Origin of the sequence: Marisediminicola senii, from assembly GCF_011057645.1 — a bacterium.
Classification (GTDB): domain Bacteria; phylum Actinomycetota; class Actinomycetes; order Actinomycetales; family Microbacteriaceae; genus Marisediminicola; species Marisediminicola senii.
In genome coordinates, this window is record NZ_JAALGE010000003.1 from 102,421 (window position 1) to 116,241 (window position 13,821).

A 13,821-nucleotide genomic window follows, 5' to 3' on the forward strand; every position below is an offset into this window, starting at 1 on the left:
CCATGACCATCACCCGTGGCACCTCCCGCCAATACCTCGTCGCCCTGCGCGCCATGATCGTGCTCACCGTGATCACCGGCCTGGCCTACCCGCTCCTCATCACCGGCGTCGGGCAGGTCGCCCTTCCCGCGCAGGCCAACGGGTCGCTCGTGACCGTCGATCGGCGGGTGGCCGGGTCGTCGCTGATCGGCCAGTCATTCACCGACGCCGACGGCACCGCGCTGCCGGAATGGTTCCAGTCACGCCCGTCCGCCGCCGGCGACGGCTACGACGCCGGGGCGTCGAGTGGCTCGAACCTCGGCCCGACGAACGAGGCCCTGCTCGACACCGTCGACGAGCGCCGCGCGGAGATCGCCGCGCGGGAGGACGTCGCGCCAGCCGACGTGCCGGCTGACGCGGTCACCGCGTCCGGATCCGGCCTCGACCCGCACATCAGCCCGGAATACGCCCTGTTGCAGGTCCCGCGCGTCGCCGCCGAACGCGGCCTCGACAACGCGGAGGTGCGCGGGCTGGTCGAGTCTATGATTCATGGGCGTGACCTCGGCTACCTGGGCGAGCCGACCGTCACCGTGCTTAGCCTCAACATCGCCCTGGCCGAACTTGATGCGGATAGCGCGAATTGATAGGGAGCCACGCTCATGGGTAGGGGCCGCCTCAGGGTGCTGCTCGGCGCCGCCCCCGGCGTCGGCAAGACCTACACGATGCTCGAGGAGGGCAGGCGGTTGCGCGCCGCGGGCAAGGATGTCGTGGTCGCCCTCGTCGAGACGCACGACAGGGCTGCGACCGCCGCCCTCGTCGACGGACTCGATGTGCTGCCGCGAACTCGCGTGAACCACCGCGGCATCGACCTCGGCGAACTCGACGTCGACGCGGTCATCGCCCGCCGCCCCACCCTCGCGCTGGTCGACGAGCTCGCGCACTCGAATGCACCGGGATCCCGGCACGACAAGCGCTGGCGCGACGTCGACGACATCCTCGCGGCCGGCATCAACGTGATCTCGACCGTCAACATCCAGCACATCGAGTCGCTCAACGACGTGGTGCGGCAGATCACCGGCATGCAGCAGCGCGAGACCATCCCCGACGACGTGCTGCGCCGCGCCGACCAGATCGAGGTCGTCGACCTGGCACCCCAGGCGCTCCGTGACCGGCTGGCAGAAGGTCTCGTCTATCCGGCAGACCGAGTGGATGCCGCTCTCTCGAACTACTTTCGCCTGGGCAACCTCACCGCACTGCGCGAGCTGGCACTGCTGTGGCTCGCCGACGAGGTCGACGTCGCCCTGCAGACCTACCGCTCCGAGCAGGGCATCGAAGACAAGTGGGAGGCGCGGGAGCGTGTCGTGGTCGCCCTCTCGGGCGGCGCGGAGGGTGATGTCCTCATCCGGCGCGGCGCGCGGATCGCCGCGCGGTCGAGCGGCGGTGAGCTCCTCGCCGTGCACATAACGAGTGCCGACGGACTCGCGGAACCCAACCCCGGCGCCCTCGCGGCGCAGCGCACCCTCGTCGAGAGCCTGAGTGGCAGCTACCACCAGGTCGTCGGCGACGACACGGCCACCGCCCTCGTCGACTTCGCGCGCGGTGTGAACGCCACCCAGCTCGTGATCGGTGCCAGCAGGCGCAGCAGGCTCACCACATTCCTCACGGGCCAGGGCAACGGCGAGGCCGTCATCCGCCAGTCCGGTGACATCGACGTGCACATCGTCACCCACCAGGCGGCGGGGCGCATCATCCTGCCGGTCACCCGGGGAGCGCTCAGCATGCGCCGTCGACTCGCCGGCGCCGCGGTCGCACTCCTGGGCGTGCCCGCGCTCACCGCCATCCTCAGCCGCTACCGCTCCGACGAATCCATGTCGAGCGACGTGCTCTGGTTCCAGCTGCTCGTGGTGATCGTCGCCCTCGTCGGCGGCATCTGGCCCGCTGTCGCCTCGGCGCTACTCTCCGGCTTCGCACTCAATTTCTTCTTCGTGGCGCCGCTCTACACCGCCACGATCGACGACCCCCGCCAGGCGGTCACCCTGTTCATCTTCGTCGCGGTCGCGATGCTCGTCAGCGTCGTCGTCGACCAGGCGGCCAGGCGCACCCGCATGGCTCGGCGGTCTGCGGTCGAGGCAGAGACCCTCGCGACCGTCGCGGGGAGCGTCATCCGCGGCGAGAGTGCCATCGAGGCGCTGGTCGGGAGCATGCGGGAGGCGTTCGGCATGGATCGCGTGGCGCTCGACTACCGGGGCGTCGAGGTGTTCGCGTCGACGTCCGGCGCGCCCGGCACCGGTAAGGCCACCGACCAGCGCACCGGCACCGGCATCGACCCGGGCACCGACACCGAGCAACCGCCGACGCCCGGACCCACCGATGTCGCGGTCGGCCCCGAGAGCATGCTGCACCTCACCGGCCGCCCCCTGCTCGCGTCTGACCGGCGCATCCTGGCGGCTTTCATTGCGCAGCTGGAGGCGGCCCTCGAACAACGCGAGCTGCGCGACGCGGCCAGGAGCGTCAAGCCACTCGAGGAGAGCGACCGGTTGCGCACGGCCCTGCTCGCCGCGGTGGGCCACGACCTGCGCACGCCGCTGTCGTCGGCCACCGCCGCCGTGTCGAGCCTGCGCAGCACCGACGTCGACTGGAGCGATTCCGACCGCGACGAGCTGCTCGCCACGGCCGAGGAGTCGCTGCACCGGCTGGCCGACTTGGTCGGCAACCTCCTCGACTCCAGCCGGCTGCAGGCGGGGGTGCTCGCGGTCGCCCTGGCCGACGCGGGCGTCGACGAGGTGGTGGCGGTCGCGCTCGACGAGATCGGCGGTGCGGCCGACGGCGTACGCGTCGACGTGCCAGCCGACCTGCCGGCGGTGCACACCGACCCGGTGCTGCTGCAACGGGTGCTGGTGAACCTGGTCGGCAACGCGCTGCGCTACTCCCCCGCGGGAACCCCGCCGTCGATCATGGCCAGCGCATTTGGCGGCCGCGTCGAGGTGCGCGTCACCGACCGCGGACCCGGCATCCCCGCCGACCGGCTCCCCGCCGCCTTCCAGCCCTTCCAGCGCCTCGGCGACACCGACAACTCCACCGGCGTCGGGCTCGGCCTCGCGCTCTCCACGGGCTTCCTCGAGGCGGTGGGCGGCACCCTCACCGCCGAGGAGACCCCCGGCGGCGGCCTGACCATGGTCATTTCCCTGCCCGCCGCACGCGACACTGGCGGCCTGCCCACCGACATGCGCGACGAGCCGAACGAGCTGCCACTGCCGGGCACGCCAATCCGTGATGCGGTGGAGGACCGCCGGTGATGCGCGTGCTCATCGTCGACGATGACGACCAGATCCTCAAGGCCCTCCGCATCAACCTCGCCGCACGCGGTTACTCGGTGTCCCTGGCGACGACCGGTCCCGAGGCGCTCGACATCGCGGCACGAAGTCGACCGGACCTGGTCATCCTCGACCTCGGACTGCCCGGCTTCAGCGGCATCCAGGTCATCGAGGGCCTGCGGGGCTGGACACAGGTGCCCATCCTGGTGGTGAGCGGGCGCAGCGACTCCGCCGACAAGGTCGATGCCTTGGATGCCGGGGCCGACGACTACGTCACGAAGCCGTTCGCGATCGATGAACTGCTGGCGCGGGTGCGCGCGTTGACCCGCCGCCAGCCACAGGAACCTCAGGAGCCCGTGGTTCGCTTCGGGCCGGTCGAGGTCGACCTCGCTGCCCGCCTGGTCACCAAGCGCGAGGTCGCAGGCGACCGGGTCGCGGTGGGCCTCACCCCCACCGAGTGGCGCCTGCTCGAGGTGCTCGTGCGCAACCCCGACCGCCTCGTGACCAAGTCGCTGCTGCTGTCGACGGTGTGGGGTCAGGGCTATGACAAGGAGGGTGGATACCTTCGGCTCTACGTCGCGCAGCTGCGCAAGAAACTGGAGCCGGAACCCTCCCGGCCCCGCTACCTGCTCACCGAACCCGGCATGGGATACCGCTTCTCGCCGGGGGCGCCGCCGGTCGGATAGCCCGCATCGGGCCCGCCCCAGCGGTACCCAGCCGATCGGGACCTAGGGCCCGACGACCGCACACACGCGAGTGCTTGACTTGCACCATGACCACCGTTCCGCAGCCCACCGTGCCCGATCCGTCCCAGCACGCCGACGAGCCGCACAGCCCGGGTATCGCCGGCAAGCTGAACTGGCTGCGGGCAGGTGTGCTCGGCGCGAACGACGGCATCGTGTCGGTCGCCGCGATTGTCGTCGGCGTGGCCGGTGCGACGACCGCCAGTGCGCCGATCCTCACCGCCGGCCTCGCCGGGCTGGTGGGCGGGGCGATCTCGATGGCGCTCGGCGAGTACGTCTCGGTGAGCAGCCAGAGCGACAGCCAGCGCGCCCTCATCGAGAAGGAGCGCCGCGAACTGCTCGAACAGCCGGAGGAGGAACTCGCCGAGCTCGCCGACATGTACGAGGGCAAGGGATTGAGCCCCGCGACGGCCAAGCAGGTCGCGCTCGAGCTCACCGAGCGTGACGCCCTGGCCGCCCACCTCGAGGTCGAGTTGCACATCACCGAGACCGAGGTGGCCAGCCCGTGGCACGCGGCGATAGCGTCGGCGATCGCATTCGTGATCGGCGCGGTCCTGCCGCTCGCCGCCATCCTGCTGCCGCCGGAGAACGCGCGCATTCCGGTCACCTTCGTCGTCGTGCTGCTCGCACTCGCCGGCACCGGCCTCACCAGCGCGCGGATCGGTGGCAACCCCGCCGTGCGACCCACCCTGCGCATCGTCATCGGCGGCGCGCTCGCGCTGGCCGCCACCTTCGCGATCGGAACCGCGCTGGGCGTGAGCGGAGTGATGTGACGCGCGCCGTGACGTCGGCTACGGCATGCGGGTGAACGGGGCGTGGCGGATGAACTCGTCGAGCGGACGGTCGTCGCGCAACGCGATCAGGAATTCGGTGCGCGAGTAGCTGGCCCCGGTGCCGGGGCCGCCGTCCCACGACTGGTATCGCGCGCGCGGCCAGACCTCCGTCGACAGCTTCGCCCAGGCATCCTCGTAGCGGCGGTGCTCCGGGCGTCGCGCCTTCGCGGTGCGCGCCACGCCGACGCACGCGACGGAGCCCAGCACGAGCAGCACGGCCACCAGGATGAGTACCCAGGTTGCGAACTCCCCCGGACCGGTCTGCGGGGCGAGCAGAAAGCCGATGCACGCGATCCCGGCGGCGGTCCCCATCGCGGCGAGGCCGAGTCCGATGGACCCCGGCAGGATCTCGAGCCGGGCGTCGGTGGTCACCGCCATCGATTCGTCGACATCGAGTGGGTCGACGCCGGTGCGGTCGCGCACCCGCCCGGCCGCCTCGAGCACGCGCTCGCGAAACAGGTACGCGTCCATGCCGGTCAGGCTACCCGCGCCGGGTGGGAGCTTCGCCCCGGCAATGGTGCACACCGAAAGGTTTAGGCGGCGAACCGCCGCCGCGGCAGCGGGGTGCGAATGGGCCGACTGCTACGCCGGGTTCTGTCCCAGTGCTCGCGCACTCTGGACGGCCATCTATCTACGACGTACGTTGCCGCACGCCTCGAGCGGTCTACCCGGGAACTCGGCGGGCAGCCTTGGCGTTCCCTGTCTGACCTTGCTCCGGGCGAGGTTTACCTAGCCGACCGGTCACCCGAATCGCTGGTGGTCTCTTACACCACCGTTTCACCCTTACCCGGGGCGTGAACCCCGGGCGGTCTGCTCTCTGTTGCACTGTCTCGCGGATTGCTCCGGGTGGGTGTTACCCACCGCCCTGCCCTGTGGAGCCCGGACGTTCCTCGGCACCCCCGGTTCCGTGAGGCCTCGGGGATGACGCGACCGTCTTGTCGACCCATTCGCGGGCCCCATCCTAGCCGGGTGCGGCTACTCGACCTTCGCCCCTTGGGGACGGTCGAGTCCCGACTCGCTCGTGCGCACGAGGATGGCCTGGCTGTCCGGGCAGATCAGCACGTCGTCGGGCGCCGCCGACCGCACGATCGCCAGCTCGTTCTCGAGCAACCGCACGCCGCTCGCGCTCGACACGCCGCCGCGCAGCAGCGACGCACCGGTTCCGTAGCGCTGTCTCTGGCGCTCGTACAGGGCGAGCAGGTCGTCGCCGAGGCCCGCGGCGATCGCCTGGCGGTTGGCCACGGCGTGCTCGCGCTCTTCCATGACGGCCGCGAGCGATTCGCTACGCTGGCGCTCAACGTCGGCCTTGCGGGCGACGAGGTCGTCGTACTCCTCCGCCGAGATCCGCGCCCCGGCGTTCAGTGTCTCGAGTTTCTCCATCACGGCGAGCTCGGCGTTCTCGAGTTCGTCGAGGCGGCGGCGCAGCCCCGCTATCTCGCTCTCGAGGCCCGCGACATCCTTCACCGACGATGACGACTGCTGGCGACCCACGTCCCGCGCTATCCGCGCCTCCACCACGGCGACATCGGATTCGATGCGCGAGAGCTCGGTCGTGACGTCATCGATGTCCCCGGTCTCCGAGCGTCGCTGCAGTCGCAGGCGCTCGACCTCGGCCGCGATGGTGGCCAGCGCCTTGTCTTCCGGCAGGTTCTTGGCGCGGTGGTCGAGCTGCTGGATCCTGGTGTCTATCGCCTGCAGTTCAAGCAGTCTCGCCTGAGCTTCTGGGGTGGCCTTGAGCGCCATGGTGCCTCATTCATTGTCGGTTCCGGTCGGGAAGAAGCATGGGTGGGGTGCGGTGATGGATGCCGGGCGCGGCGTCACTGCACGACGACGAAGTCCCACGGGTCGGTGCGCAGCTCACTGACGGTCACGGTCAGCCCGGGCATGGCCGCGCGCAGCTCGTCGGCCGCGACCGAGAGCCACAGCCACTCGCTCGCCCAGTGCGAGACGTCGATGAGGGCGGGCCCGCCGGCGACGCGCGCGTTCTCGCGTGCCTCCGATGCCGGGTGGTGGCGCAGGTCCGACGTGATGTACACGTCGGCGGCGAGCACGCCGGGGTCGGAGAGCAGCGAATCGCCCGCACCACCGCACAGCGCGATGCTGCGGATCGGTCGGTCGTATTCGCCGGACACCCGAACACCCGTCGCTGTCGGGGGAAGCAGGTCGGCGAGCACCCTGGCGAGCCTGCCCAGGGTGGTCGGTTCCGGCAGGGCACCGATCCGCCCGAGCCCCGTGGCGCCGTCGGCTGCCGGCGAGATCGGCCGGAGATCGGTCATGCCGATCGCCCTGGCGAACACCGCCGAGGTGCCGGTCTCGACCACATCGGCGTTGGTGTGGGCCGCGATGAGCGCGACCCCACCGCGAATGAGCCGCGCGACCATGGCGCCCTTGTAGCGGTCCTCGGCCACCGAGGTCACGCCGCGCAGCAGCAGCGGGTGGTGCACGAGGAGCAGGTCCGCCCCGAGCTGCACGGACTCGTCGACGGATTCGCTGACCGCGTCGACGGCGAGGTGCACGTGGCCGACGGTCGCGGCAGGATCGCCGACGAGAAGACCGGGGGCGTCCCACGATTCGGTGCCGGTGGGCGGCCAGAGCCGTTCGACGACGGCGTTGACTTCGGCGAGGGTACTGGGCACGCGGCCAGTCTACCGAGGCACCCGCCGCGCGCCGGGGCCAGGCGGCAGGGCGGTCACCAGCACGCCGCACAGCACGAGCGCGAGGGCCGCCCACCCGACCGGCGGCAACCGCTCGCCCACGATCGCGACGGCCAGCACGGCAGCGACCACGGGCTCCAGCAGGGTGATCGTCGTCGCGACGCTGCTGCGTACGATGCGGATGGCGAACCCGAAGAACAGGTAGGCGACGAACATCGGGCCGACGATGAGGTACGCGGTGACCATCACCGTGAGGCCCGACTGCACCAACGACGGCGCGCCGACCACGAACACGGGCAGCAGAAGCAGCGCGCCGCACCCGAACATCGATCCCATGACGGCCCGGTTCGAGGAGCCCGCGCTCATCGCCCGCGACGCGGCGTACGAGTACGTCGCGTAAGCGGCACCGGCAAGCAGTCCCAGCCCGACTCCGAGGGGCGGGTTGGATGCCGCCGCCCCCAGGTGCGCGGTCGACGCGAGCACGGCGATGCCCACGATCGCGGCCGCGGTCGCCGCGGCCCACCGCCGCGTCGGGCGCCGCCGCTCCAGCGCCCACTCGAGCAGCGCGGCGAACAGCGGGCCGGAGCCCAGCGCGACGACGTTGCCGACCGCGACGCCGGCGAGCTGCATCGCCGAGTAGAACGCGAGCGGGTAAACGAAGACGCCGAGTGCCCCCAGGAGCACCCAGGGTCGAATGGATGCGTCGCGCACGAGCATCGCGGATCCCCGCGGTGCCAGCGCGGCGAGGAGCAGCCCACCCACGCCCATGGTGGCGGCACCGGTCGTGAGCGGGCTGATGTTCGTGGGCAGGAGGCTCGCCGCGGTGCCGGTGGTCCCCCACAGCACCGACGCGACGACCAGCGCTCCCGCGGCACCCCTCCCGCGGGTGCCGCGATCACCCGGGTGTGCGCGGCGCGCCGCGGGGCGCACCCGGTTACCGCTCGCGGCGCCCCGCGAGCGCCGAGACGCCGGCAATGAGCGCGAGACCGGCGGCGAGGAGCGACGCCGCGGTGATCGACGCCGCGGGTTCACCCTTGATGCTCGATGGCAGCCGACGACGCACGTCATCGCGCACGTCCTTGGCCCTGGCCGGCACGTCGAGGTCGTATTTGACCCGTTCCACGGTGGCGACCAGTCGCGCGCGCGACTCGTCGACGGAAGCGCGGATCTGCTCCGGCGTGCGGGTGTCCTTGAGCTTCTCCGGCTTCGGCTCCGGGGCCACCGCGGGGGCACCGTTCCTCGTCGCGCGACGGGCCTCGAGCTTCTCGCGGCGCTTCTTCATCGAGCGCTGCTGGCTCCTCTGCTTGAGAATGGTCGAGAGGACCCCACCCACCGACAGCCGGTCGTTTTTCTTCTTGGCCATTCGGCACCATCCTTGGGTTGTGCGTCGAAAAACGACGTCATTCAGGTGAATCAGAGAAAAATAAAGTTCGCAAGCGGCTGCCCGGTACCGCTGGGAGGGGCCACACTAGAGCATAAGAGTTCAGCACGGTCGCCCAGACTCTCCGGGCGGCCAGTACTCGATGAGAGCCGGGAAGCAGACGTGGTAGAGATGACACGCACGCAACTGGACCCGACCGCGCCGCCAAGCCGCTTTCGCGACTATGTCGACAGCCGCCCGAAGACCGGCGCCCTCATCGTGCTCCTCGCCCTCATCCCCGCTGGCGCCCTCTTCGGCGCGATCTTCGGAGCCGGCGTCTCGGTGCTCAGGTATGCCAGCGCCGTGGGCTTCACTGGAGCAGCAGGCATGGGCTACTACGGCTTCTTCGTCGGTATCGCCTTCGGTGCGGCCTTCGGGTTCGCCGGCACCGCGGGCGGGGTCATCGGTGGAGCGATCCCCCGCATTCCCGCCTACATCACGGTGGCAGTCGGCAGCACCGTCGGGGTTGCGGGCGCGTGGACCTGGTTCCTCCTGAGCGCGTCGAAGGAGACCATCGTGCAACCCGACCTCATCTCGATCTCAACCGCGGTGGCCAGCTCCCTGGGAGCCGGCATTATCGCGTTCTACGCACTCCGCGGTTCCGTCGACGACATCTGGTGATCGACAGCCGGAACTAGCCGCGCACCGGACTCGTCGTGACGATCTTGGTCCACGGCCCTTCCGGCACTTCAGCCTCCTCGACGAACCGCCAGTCGACGGTGTCCGCCATGCCGTTGAGGTCGGAGAACCCGAGGCAGCCGTTGAGGGCGGGCGAGACATCCATCCCCGCTCCCCCGAACTCGGTGTTGAGCGGGCGGGCATCGTCGGTTCCGAATACGTACTCGGCGTCGTCGTACTGGCCGGGCCCGGCATCCTGGATCTGCCCGTAGCAGACGTTGCCGTCCTTCACGAGCTGCACCCACCGGTTCTTCATGTAGCTGTAGTTACGGTCGCCGACGTTGTCGACGTACGGCTTCTCGCCGGCCCACGGGATTACGCTGTCGCGGCGCGAGAACGCCGCGGCATCGTTGATGTCGTCGAACGGCAGGTCGAGGTAGAACGGGTTCTCCAGAGGCGTCATGCGCAGCGGAAAGTAGTCGTTCTCCGCGGTGCGCTCCTCGGTGACGCATTCCCCTCCGTAGACCATGCCGTCGCACCCGCCGTAGCTCTCCATCCACCCGCCGTCGTAGGTGGAGAGCACCTGGCTGCCGTCCGACGCCGTCGCGTCGAACACCTCGCCCACCCAGAACGTGGTCGACACGATCTGGGTGTGCCAGGGGTAGGCATTGTCGGCGAGCAATGGATCGGGCGACGTCGAAGCCGAGGGCGAGGGGGATGCCGTAGCGGAGGGTGACCCGCTCGGCTGGTCGGCCCGCGCCGACGACGACGACGCACCCGAGCACCCGGCGACCATGGGAAGGATCACCGCAACACCGATCAGCGCGAGGGTTCGCCGCATCACGGGGTCGCCGCCGGATCCGTCACGAGTACCTCCACTGGGCCCTGCACCGCGGGGGGCGAGGCGGGCGCCGGAACCGCGCTCCTCGCCGCGACGCTGCCGCCGATGCTGTAGTCATCGGTCACCAGTTCGCCGTTGCTGAAGATGCTAAGGCCGAAACTGATCGCCGTGAAGCCCGCCGGAATGGCCGGGGTGGTCCAGTTCGCCTGGGTGTAGGTCGACGACGCACCGAACCACGGGCTCGATGTCCAGTACTGCCAGACGCCCGCCGACGTGCGCAGGTACACCGCGTACTGCGTCGCGGTGGTCGAGGTGTACCAGGCGCCGAGCTGGTAGGTCTGGCCCGGCGTCACGTTCGGGGCGCACGCCGCGTTGTCGAAGGCGGGCAGCAGCTTGGCGTCGCCCGACGTGTAGCCGGTCATGGTGATCTTGCTGGCCACGGTGCCGGTGCGACCGGTGACGAGGCTGTATGCCGGGGTGTTGGTACCGAACCCGGCGCGCGACCAGCAGCTGGGCACCCCGCCCACTCCCGCGGTCTCGAGGCTCGGGTTGACGACACCGGTGATGACCGGGGTCGGCACGTTGAACTTGTCGTAGATGCTGTAGTCGTCGGTGGTGAGCACCCCGTTGCCAAAGATGTTCAGGCCGAAGCTGATGCCGTCGAAGCCCGCGGGAATCGCCGGGGTCGTCCACAGCGCCTGCGTGTAGCTCGACGCAGCCCCGAACCACGGGCTCGACGTCCAGTACTGCCACGTACCGGAGGTCGACCTCAGGTAGACCGAGAACTGGGTCACCGTGGTCGATGTGTACCAGGAACCCAATTCGTATGGATGCCCCGCGACCACCGTCGGCGAACAGGTGCCGCTGTCGAGTGCCGGAATGAGCTTGGAGTCGCCGGACGAGTACCCGGTCATCGTGATCCGGCTGGCCTTCGCCCCGGTGCGCCCCGGCGAGACCAACTGGTGGCTCGGCGTGTTGGTGCCGAAGCCCGCGGTCACGTAGCAGGTGGGCAGGTTGCCGGTGAAGCTCTCGAGGCTCGGGTTGACCGCACCGTTGGTGCCGGGGGCGACCGGGGGGTTCGACGGTCCGTTGACCACGGGCCCCGCTGCACCGCCGACCACGTCGCCGACGGTCTTGACGATGGTGTTCTGTGCCGCTGCACGCGGTGCGAGCCAGTTCACGAAGCTGGTGAACAGGGCAGGCGTCATCGTCGGGTTCGCGCACCCGGAGGCGCAGAAGGTGTGGAAGGTGTACTGCACCCAGCCGCCGCCGTTCTTCTCCGCGTTGAGCACGCCGTTCTTCAGGTCGGCGAGGGTCCAGGTGCTCTCCACCTGGTCGAGCGCCCGGGTATAGAAGGGATCGGCGGGAGGGATGGTCTCCGAGTAACTGCAGCCGGAGCATCCGAATCTCGATCGCACGTCACCGAGCATGCGGGCACTGTTGTATCCGCAGGACTCGGCTGCCTGTTCCGCCGTCGCGTTGGTGCTCGCGAACGGGTAGGCGAAGCTGCGCACGGTGAAACCCCAGCTGGTGAGGGTGGCGCGGTCGTTACAGATCTGCCTGCTGACCTCCTGCGCGGGGATCGTCGCGAGGTCGGGGTGGTTCACGGTGTGCCCGCCGATCTCGTGCCCCGCGGCCTTGAGGCTGTCGAGGTTCGCCCTGGTGAGGTAGCCGCTCGCCCCGATGAACCCGGAGTTGACGTAGAAGGTGCCGTCCATGTTCTTCGCGTTCATGGCGCTCGCCGCCTGCATCTGGCCGGCGCTGCCGTCGTCGAACGTGAAGCTGACGACGGTCTGCGGCAGCACTGCCGCGGCCGCACCCCGGGTGTCGGTCAGGGTCGGGGCGACCAGGCCGACGATGGTCACCACGACGGCGAGCACGATCGCCGAGGCTCGGGCCCGCCAGCTCCGTGCCAGGAAGAGTCCCCCCGACCGGGTCGGTGTCGGCGCGATGGCGCGGTGTCGCTGCTGGCTCATGGTGCTACCTCGTTCGGTGCGGTTCCTGGTGTGGTTATGGAGCCGGTGAGTACCGGTCTCTCGGGGGACGCGGACGCATCCGCATCGTCGAGCGGCGGCGCACCGACGCTGTCGTACAGTTCGTAGTCGTCGGTGGTGATCTGGCCATCGGCGAAGATGTTGAGCCCGTAGCTGATGCCGGAGAAGCCCCTGGGCACCTCGGGTGTCGTCCACTCGGCCTGCTCGAAGGTCTCGGTCGCGCCGAACCACGGGCTCGACGTCCAGTACTCCCAGACCCCGGCGTCGGAGCGCAGGTACACGGCGAACTGCGTGACGGCAGTCGACGAATACCAGGCGCGCAGCGAGTAGGTGTGGCCGACCGCGACGGTCGGCGCGCACGATCCGCCGTCGAACACCTGGAGGATCTTGGCGTCGCCGGAGACATGGCCGGCCACGCTCACGGTGGCGCCGCCGCCGCCGGTGCGCGGCGATGTGCCGAAGCTGTAGGTGGGGGTGTTCGCCCCGTAGCCGCCGGGGGCGAAGCAGCTGGGGAACCCGTTGTCACCCATGGTCTCCAGGCCGGGATTGACGATGCCGTTCTCCCCGGGGCCGGGTCCCGCGGCGACCGGGCCCGGCACTACGGGCTCCGGCACGCCCCCGAGCACCTCGCCGACCGTCTTGACCACGGTGTTCTGCGCTGCTGCCCGGGGTGCGAGCCAGTTGACGAAGTCGGTGAATACCGCCGAGCTCATCGAGGGGTCGCCGCATCCGTCATCGCAGATGCTGTGGAAGGTGAGCTGGACCCACCCGCCCGTCTTCTCTGCATTCGTGACCGTCGATTGCAGCTGCTCGAGCGTCCACGAGCTCTCGACCTGCTCGACGGCGCGGGTGAACCAGGGGTTCACCGGGGGCATGGTCTCGGCGACATCGCATTCCTCGCACCCGAATGGGGAACGGATGTCGCCGAGCATGCGTGCGCTGGAGTACCCGCACTCCTTCGCCGCGTCCTCGATTGCCGGGGTACTGCTCGCGAACGGGTAGGCGAAACTGCGCACGGAGTGGCCCCAGCCGGTGAGGGTGCTGCGGTCATTGCAGATCTCCCTGGCTACTTCGTCTGGGGCAATAGTGGTGAGGTCGGGGTGACTGACGGTGTGGCCACCGATCTCGTGCCCGTCGGCCTCGAGGGTCGTCAGGTCGTTGCGAGAGAAGTAGCCGTTGGCTCCGATGTATCCCGACACGACGTAGAACGTGCCGTGCATGTCGAGCCGGTTCAGCTCTGGCACCGCGGTGAGCTGCGTCGCGTCGCCGTCGTCGAAGGTGAGGCTGACGACGGTCTGCGGCCGGGCGGTGGCGAGCGCGGTGATCACGATGGGTACGGCGGCGGCGATGACCGCGAGTGCGAGGAGGACCGCGATGACGGCCATCGTCGGAAAGCGGGTGCTGCTCACGCTGTGCTGGATTCGG

13 protein-coding genes and 1 other RNA gene are annotated in these 13,821 nt (G+C 69.9%); 5 read left to right on the forward strand and 9 right to left on the reverse strand.

Going from position 1 to position 13,821, the window contains the following annotated elements:
* Window positions 1–2 precede the first annotated feature (2 nt).
* From kdpC to G5S38_RS03140, 4 genes are all read left to right on the forward strand, one after another.
* A complete protein-coding gene (gene kdpC, locus G5S38_RS03125) occupies window positions 3–623 on the forward strand; it encodes a potassium-transporting ATPase subunit KdpC (RefSeq protein ID WP_165064120.1) in 621 nt (206 codons plus the stop codon).
* Between the two features lie 15 nt (window positions 624–638).
* A complete protein-coding gene (locus G5S38_RS03130) occupies window positions 639–3,275 on the forward strand; it encodes a DUF4118 domain-containing protein (protein WP_165064122.1) in 2,637 nt (878 codons plus the stop codon).
* Window positions 3,275–3,979, forward strand: coding sequence for a response regulator (locus tag G5S38_RS03135; protein WP_165064124.1), 705 nt, complete (start codon window positions 3,275–3,277; stop codon window positions 3,977–3,979). Before G5S38_RS03130 ends, G5S38_RS03135 begins: the two co-directional genes overlap by 1 nt.
* A gap of 86 nt (window positions 3,980–4,065) precedes the next feature.
* Complete coding sequence (locus tag G5S38_RS03140; protein ID WP_165064126.1) at window positions 4,066–4,809, forward strand: VIT1/CCC1 transporter family protein; 744 nt, start codon at window positions 4,066–4,068, stop codon at window positions 4,807–4,809.
* Window positions 4,810–4,827: 18 nt separating this feature from the next.
* On the opposite strand, the gene G5S38_RS03145 is transcribed toward G5S38_RS03140, so the two are convergent.
* The 6 genes from G5S38_RS03145 to G5S38_RS15630 all read right to left on the reverse strand — a co-directional run bounded on the left by G5S38_RS03145 (window position 4,828) and on the right by G5S38_RS15630 (window position 8,886).
* A complete protein-coding gene (locus tag G5S38_RS03145; protein ID WP_165064128.1) occupies window positions 4,828–5,340 on the reverse strand; it encodes a hypothetical protein in 513 nt (170 codons plus the stop codon).
* 96 nt (window positions 5,341–5,436) lie between these two features.
* Window positions 5,437–5,815, reverse strand: an RNA gene (gene rnpB / locus G5S38_RS03150) — RNase P RNA component class A.
* Window positions 5,816–5,844: 29 nt separating this feature from the next.
* Entirely contained in the window at window positions 5,845–6,612 is a 768-nt protein-coding gene (locus G5S38_RS03155) for a zinc ribbon domain-containing protein (protein ID WP_165064130.1), read from the reverse strand.
* 74 nt (window positions 6,613–6,686) lie between these two features.
* Window positions 6,687–7,505, reverse strand: a complete 819-nt coding sequence (locus tag G5S38_RS03160; RefSeq protein ID WP_165064132.1) for a Nif3-like dinuclear metal center hexameric protein — start codon at window positions 7,503–7,505, stop codon at window positions 6,687–6,689.
* A 9-nt stretch (window positions 7,506–7,514) separates the two neighbouring features.
* Entirely contained in the window at window positions 7,515–8,453 is a 939-nt protein-coding gene (locus G5S38_RS03165; protein WP_235928870.1) for a DMT family transporter, read from the reverse strand.
* 4 nt (window positions 8,454–8,457) lie between these two features.
* Window positions 8,458–8,886 carry a DUF3618 domain-containing protein gene (locus G5S38_RS15630; RefSeq protein WP_165064137.1) on the reverse strand — a complete coding sequence of 143 codons (429 nt, stop codon included), beginning with the start codon at window positions 8,884–8,886 and terminating at the stop codon, window positions 8,458–8,460.
* A gap of 189 nt (window positions 8,887–9,075) precedes the next feature.
* On the opposite strand from G5S38_RS15630, the gene G5S38_RS03175 reads away from it, so the two are divergent.
* Window positions 9,076–9,564, forward strand: coding sequence for a hypothetical protein (locus G5S38_RS03175; protein ID WP_165064139.1), 489 nt, complete (start codon window positions 9,076–9,078; stop codon window positions 9,562–9,564).
* 13 nt (window positions 9,565–9,577) lie between these two features.
* Here G5S38_RS03175 and G5S38_RS03180 read toward each other — a convergent pair whose 3' ends face one another.
* From G5S38_RS03180 to G5S38_RS03190, 3 genes are read right to left on the reverse strand one after another with little or no spacing between them, the layout of a single operon-like run.
* A complete protein-coding gene (locus tag G5S38_RS03180; RefSeq protein WP_235928878.1) occupies window positions 9,578–10,402 on the reverse strand; it encodes a hypothetical protein in 825 nt (274 codons plus the stop codon).
* The gene (locus G5S38_RS03185) at window positions 10,402–12,378 is read right to left on the reverse strand and encodes a polysaccharide deacetylase family protein (protein WP_165064143.1); all 1,977 of its coding nucleotides are present in this window, start codon (window positions 12,376–12,378) and stop codon (window positions 10,402–10,404) included. The genes G5S38_RS03180 and G5S38_RS03185 overlap by 1 nt, the downstream gene beginning before the upstream one ends.
* Window positions 12,375–13,805, reverse strand: a complete 1,431-nt coding sequence (locus G5S38_RS03190) for a polysaccharide deacetylase family protein (protein WP_165064145.1) — start codon at window positions 13,803–13,805, stop codon at window positions 12,375–12,377. The genes G5S38_RS03185 and G5S38_RS03190 overlap by 4 nt, the downstream gene beginning before the upstream one ends.
* Window positions 13,806–13,821: the final 16 nt, after the last annotated feature.

Excerpts from the sequence above, each read along its gene's own strand:
- G5S38_RS03145 (WP_165064128.1), bottom strand. The coding sequence starts at position 5,340 with ATGGACGCGTACCTGTTTCGCGAGCGCGTGCTCGAGGCGGCCGGGCGG.
- G5S38_RS03130 (WP_165064122.1), top strand. The coding sequence starts at position 639 with ATGGGTAGGGGCCGCCTCAGGGTGCTGCTCGGCGCCGCCCCCGGCGTC.
- G5S38_RS03185 (WP_165064143.1), bottom strand. The coding sequence starts at position 12,378 with ATGAGCCAGCAGCGACACCGCGCCATCGCGCCGACACCGACCCGGTCG.
- G5S38_RS03155 (WP_165064130.1), bottom strand. The coding sequence starts at position 6,612 with ATGGCGCTCAAGGCCACCCCAGAAGCTCAGGCGAGACTGCTTGAACTG.
- G5S38_RS03140 (WP_165064126.1), top strand. The coding sequence starts at position 4,066 with ATGACCACCGTTCCGCAGCCCACCGTGCCCGATCCGTCCCAGCACGCC.
- G5S38_RS03175 (WP_165064139.1), top strand. The coding sequence starts at position 9,076 with ATGACACGCACGCAACTGGACCCGACCGCGCCGCCAAGCCGCTTTCGC.
- G5S38_RS03135 (WP_165064124.1), top strand. The coding sequence starts at position 3,275 with ATGCGCGTGCTCATCGTCGACGATGACGACCAGATCCTCAAGGCCCTC.
- G5S38_RS15630 (WP_165064137.1), bottom strand. The coding sequence starts at position 8,886 with ATGGCCAAGAAGAAAAACGACCGGCTGTCGGTGGGTGGGGTCCTCTCG.
- kdpC (WP_165064120.1), top strand. The coding sequence starts at position 3 with ATGACCATCACCCGTGGCACCTCCCGCCAATACCTCGTCGCCCTGCGC.
- G5S38_RS03180 (WP_235928878.1), bottom strand. The coding sequence starts at position 10,402 with ATGCGGCGAACCCTCGCGCTGATCGGTGTTGCGGTGATCCTTCCCATG.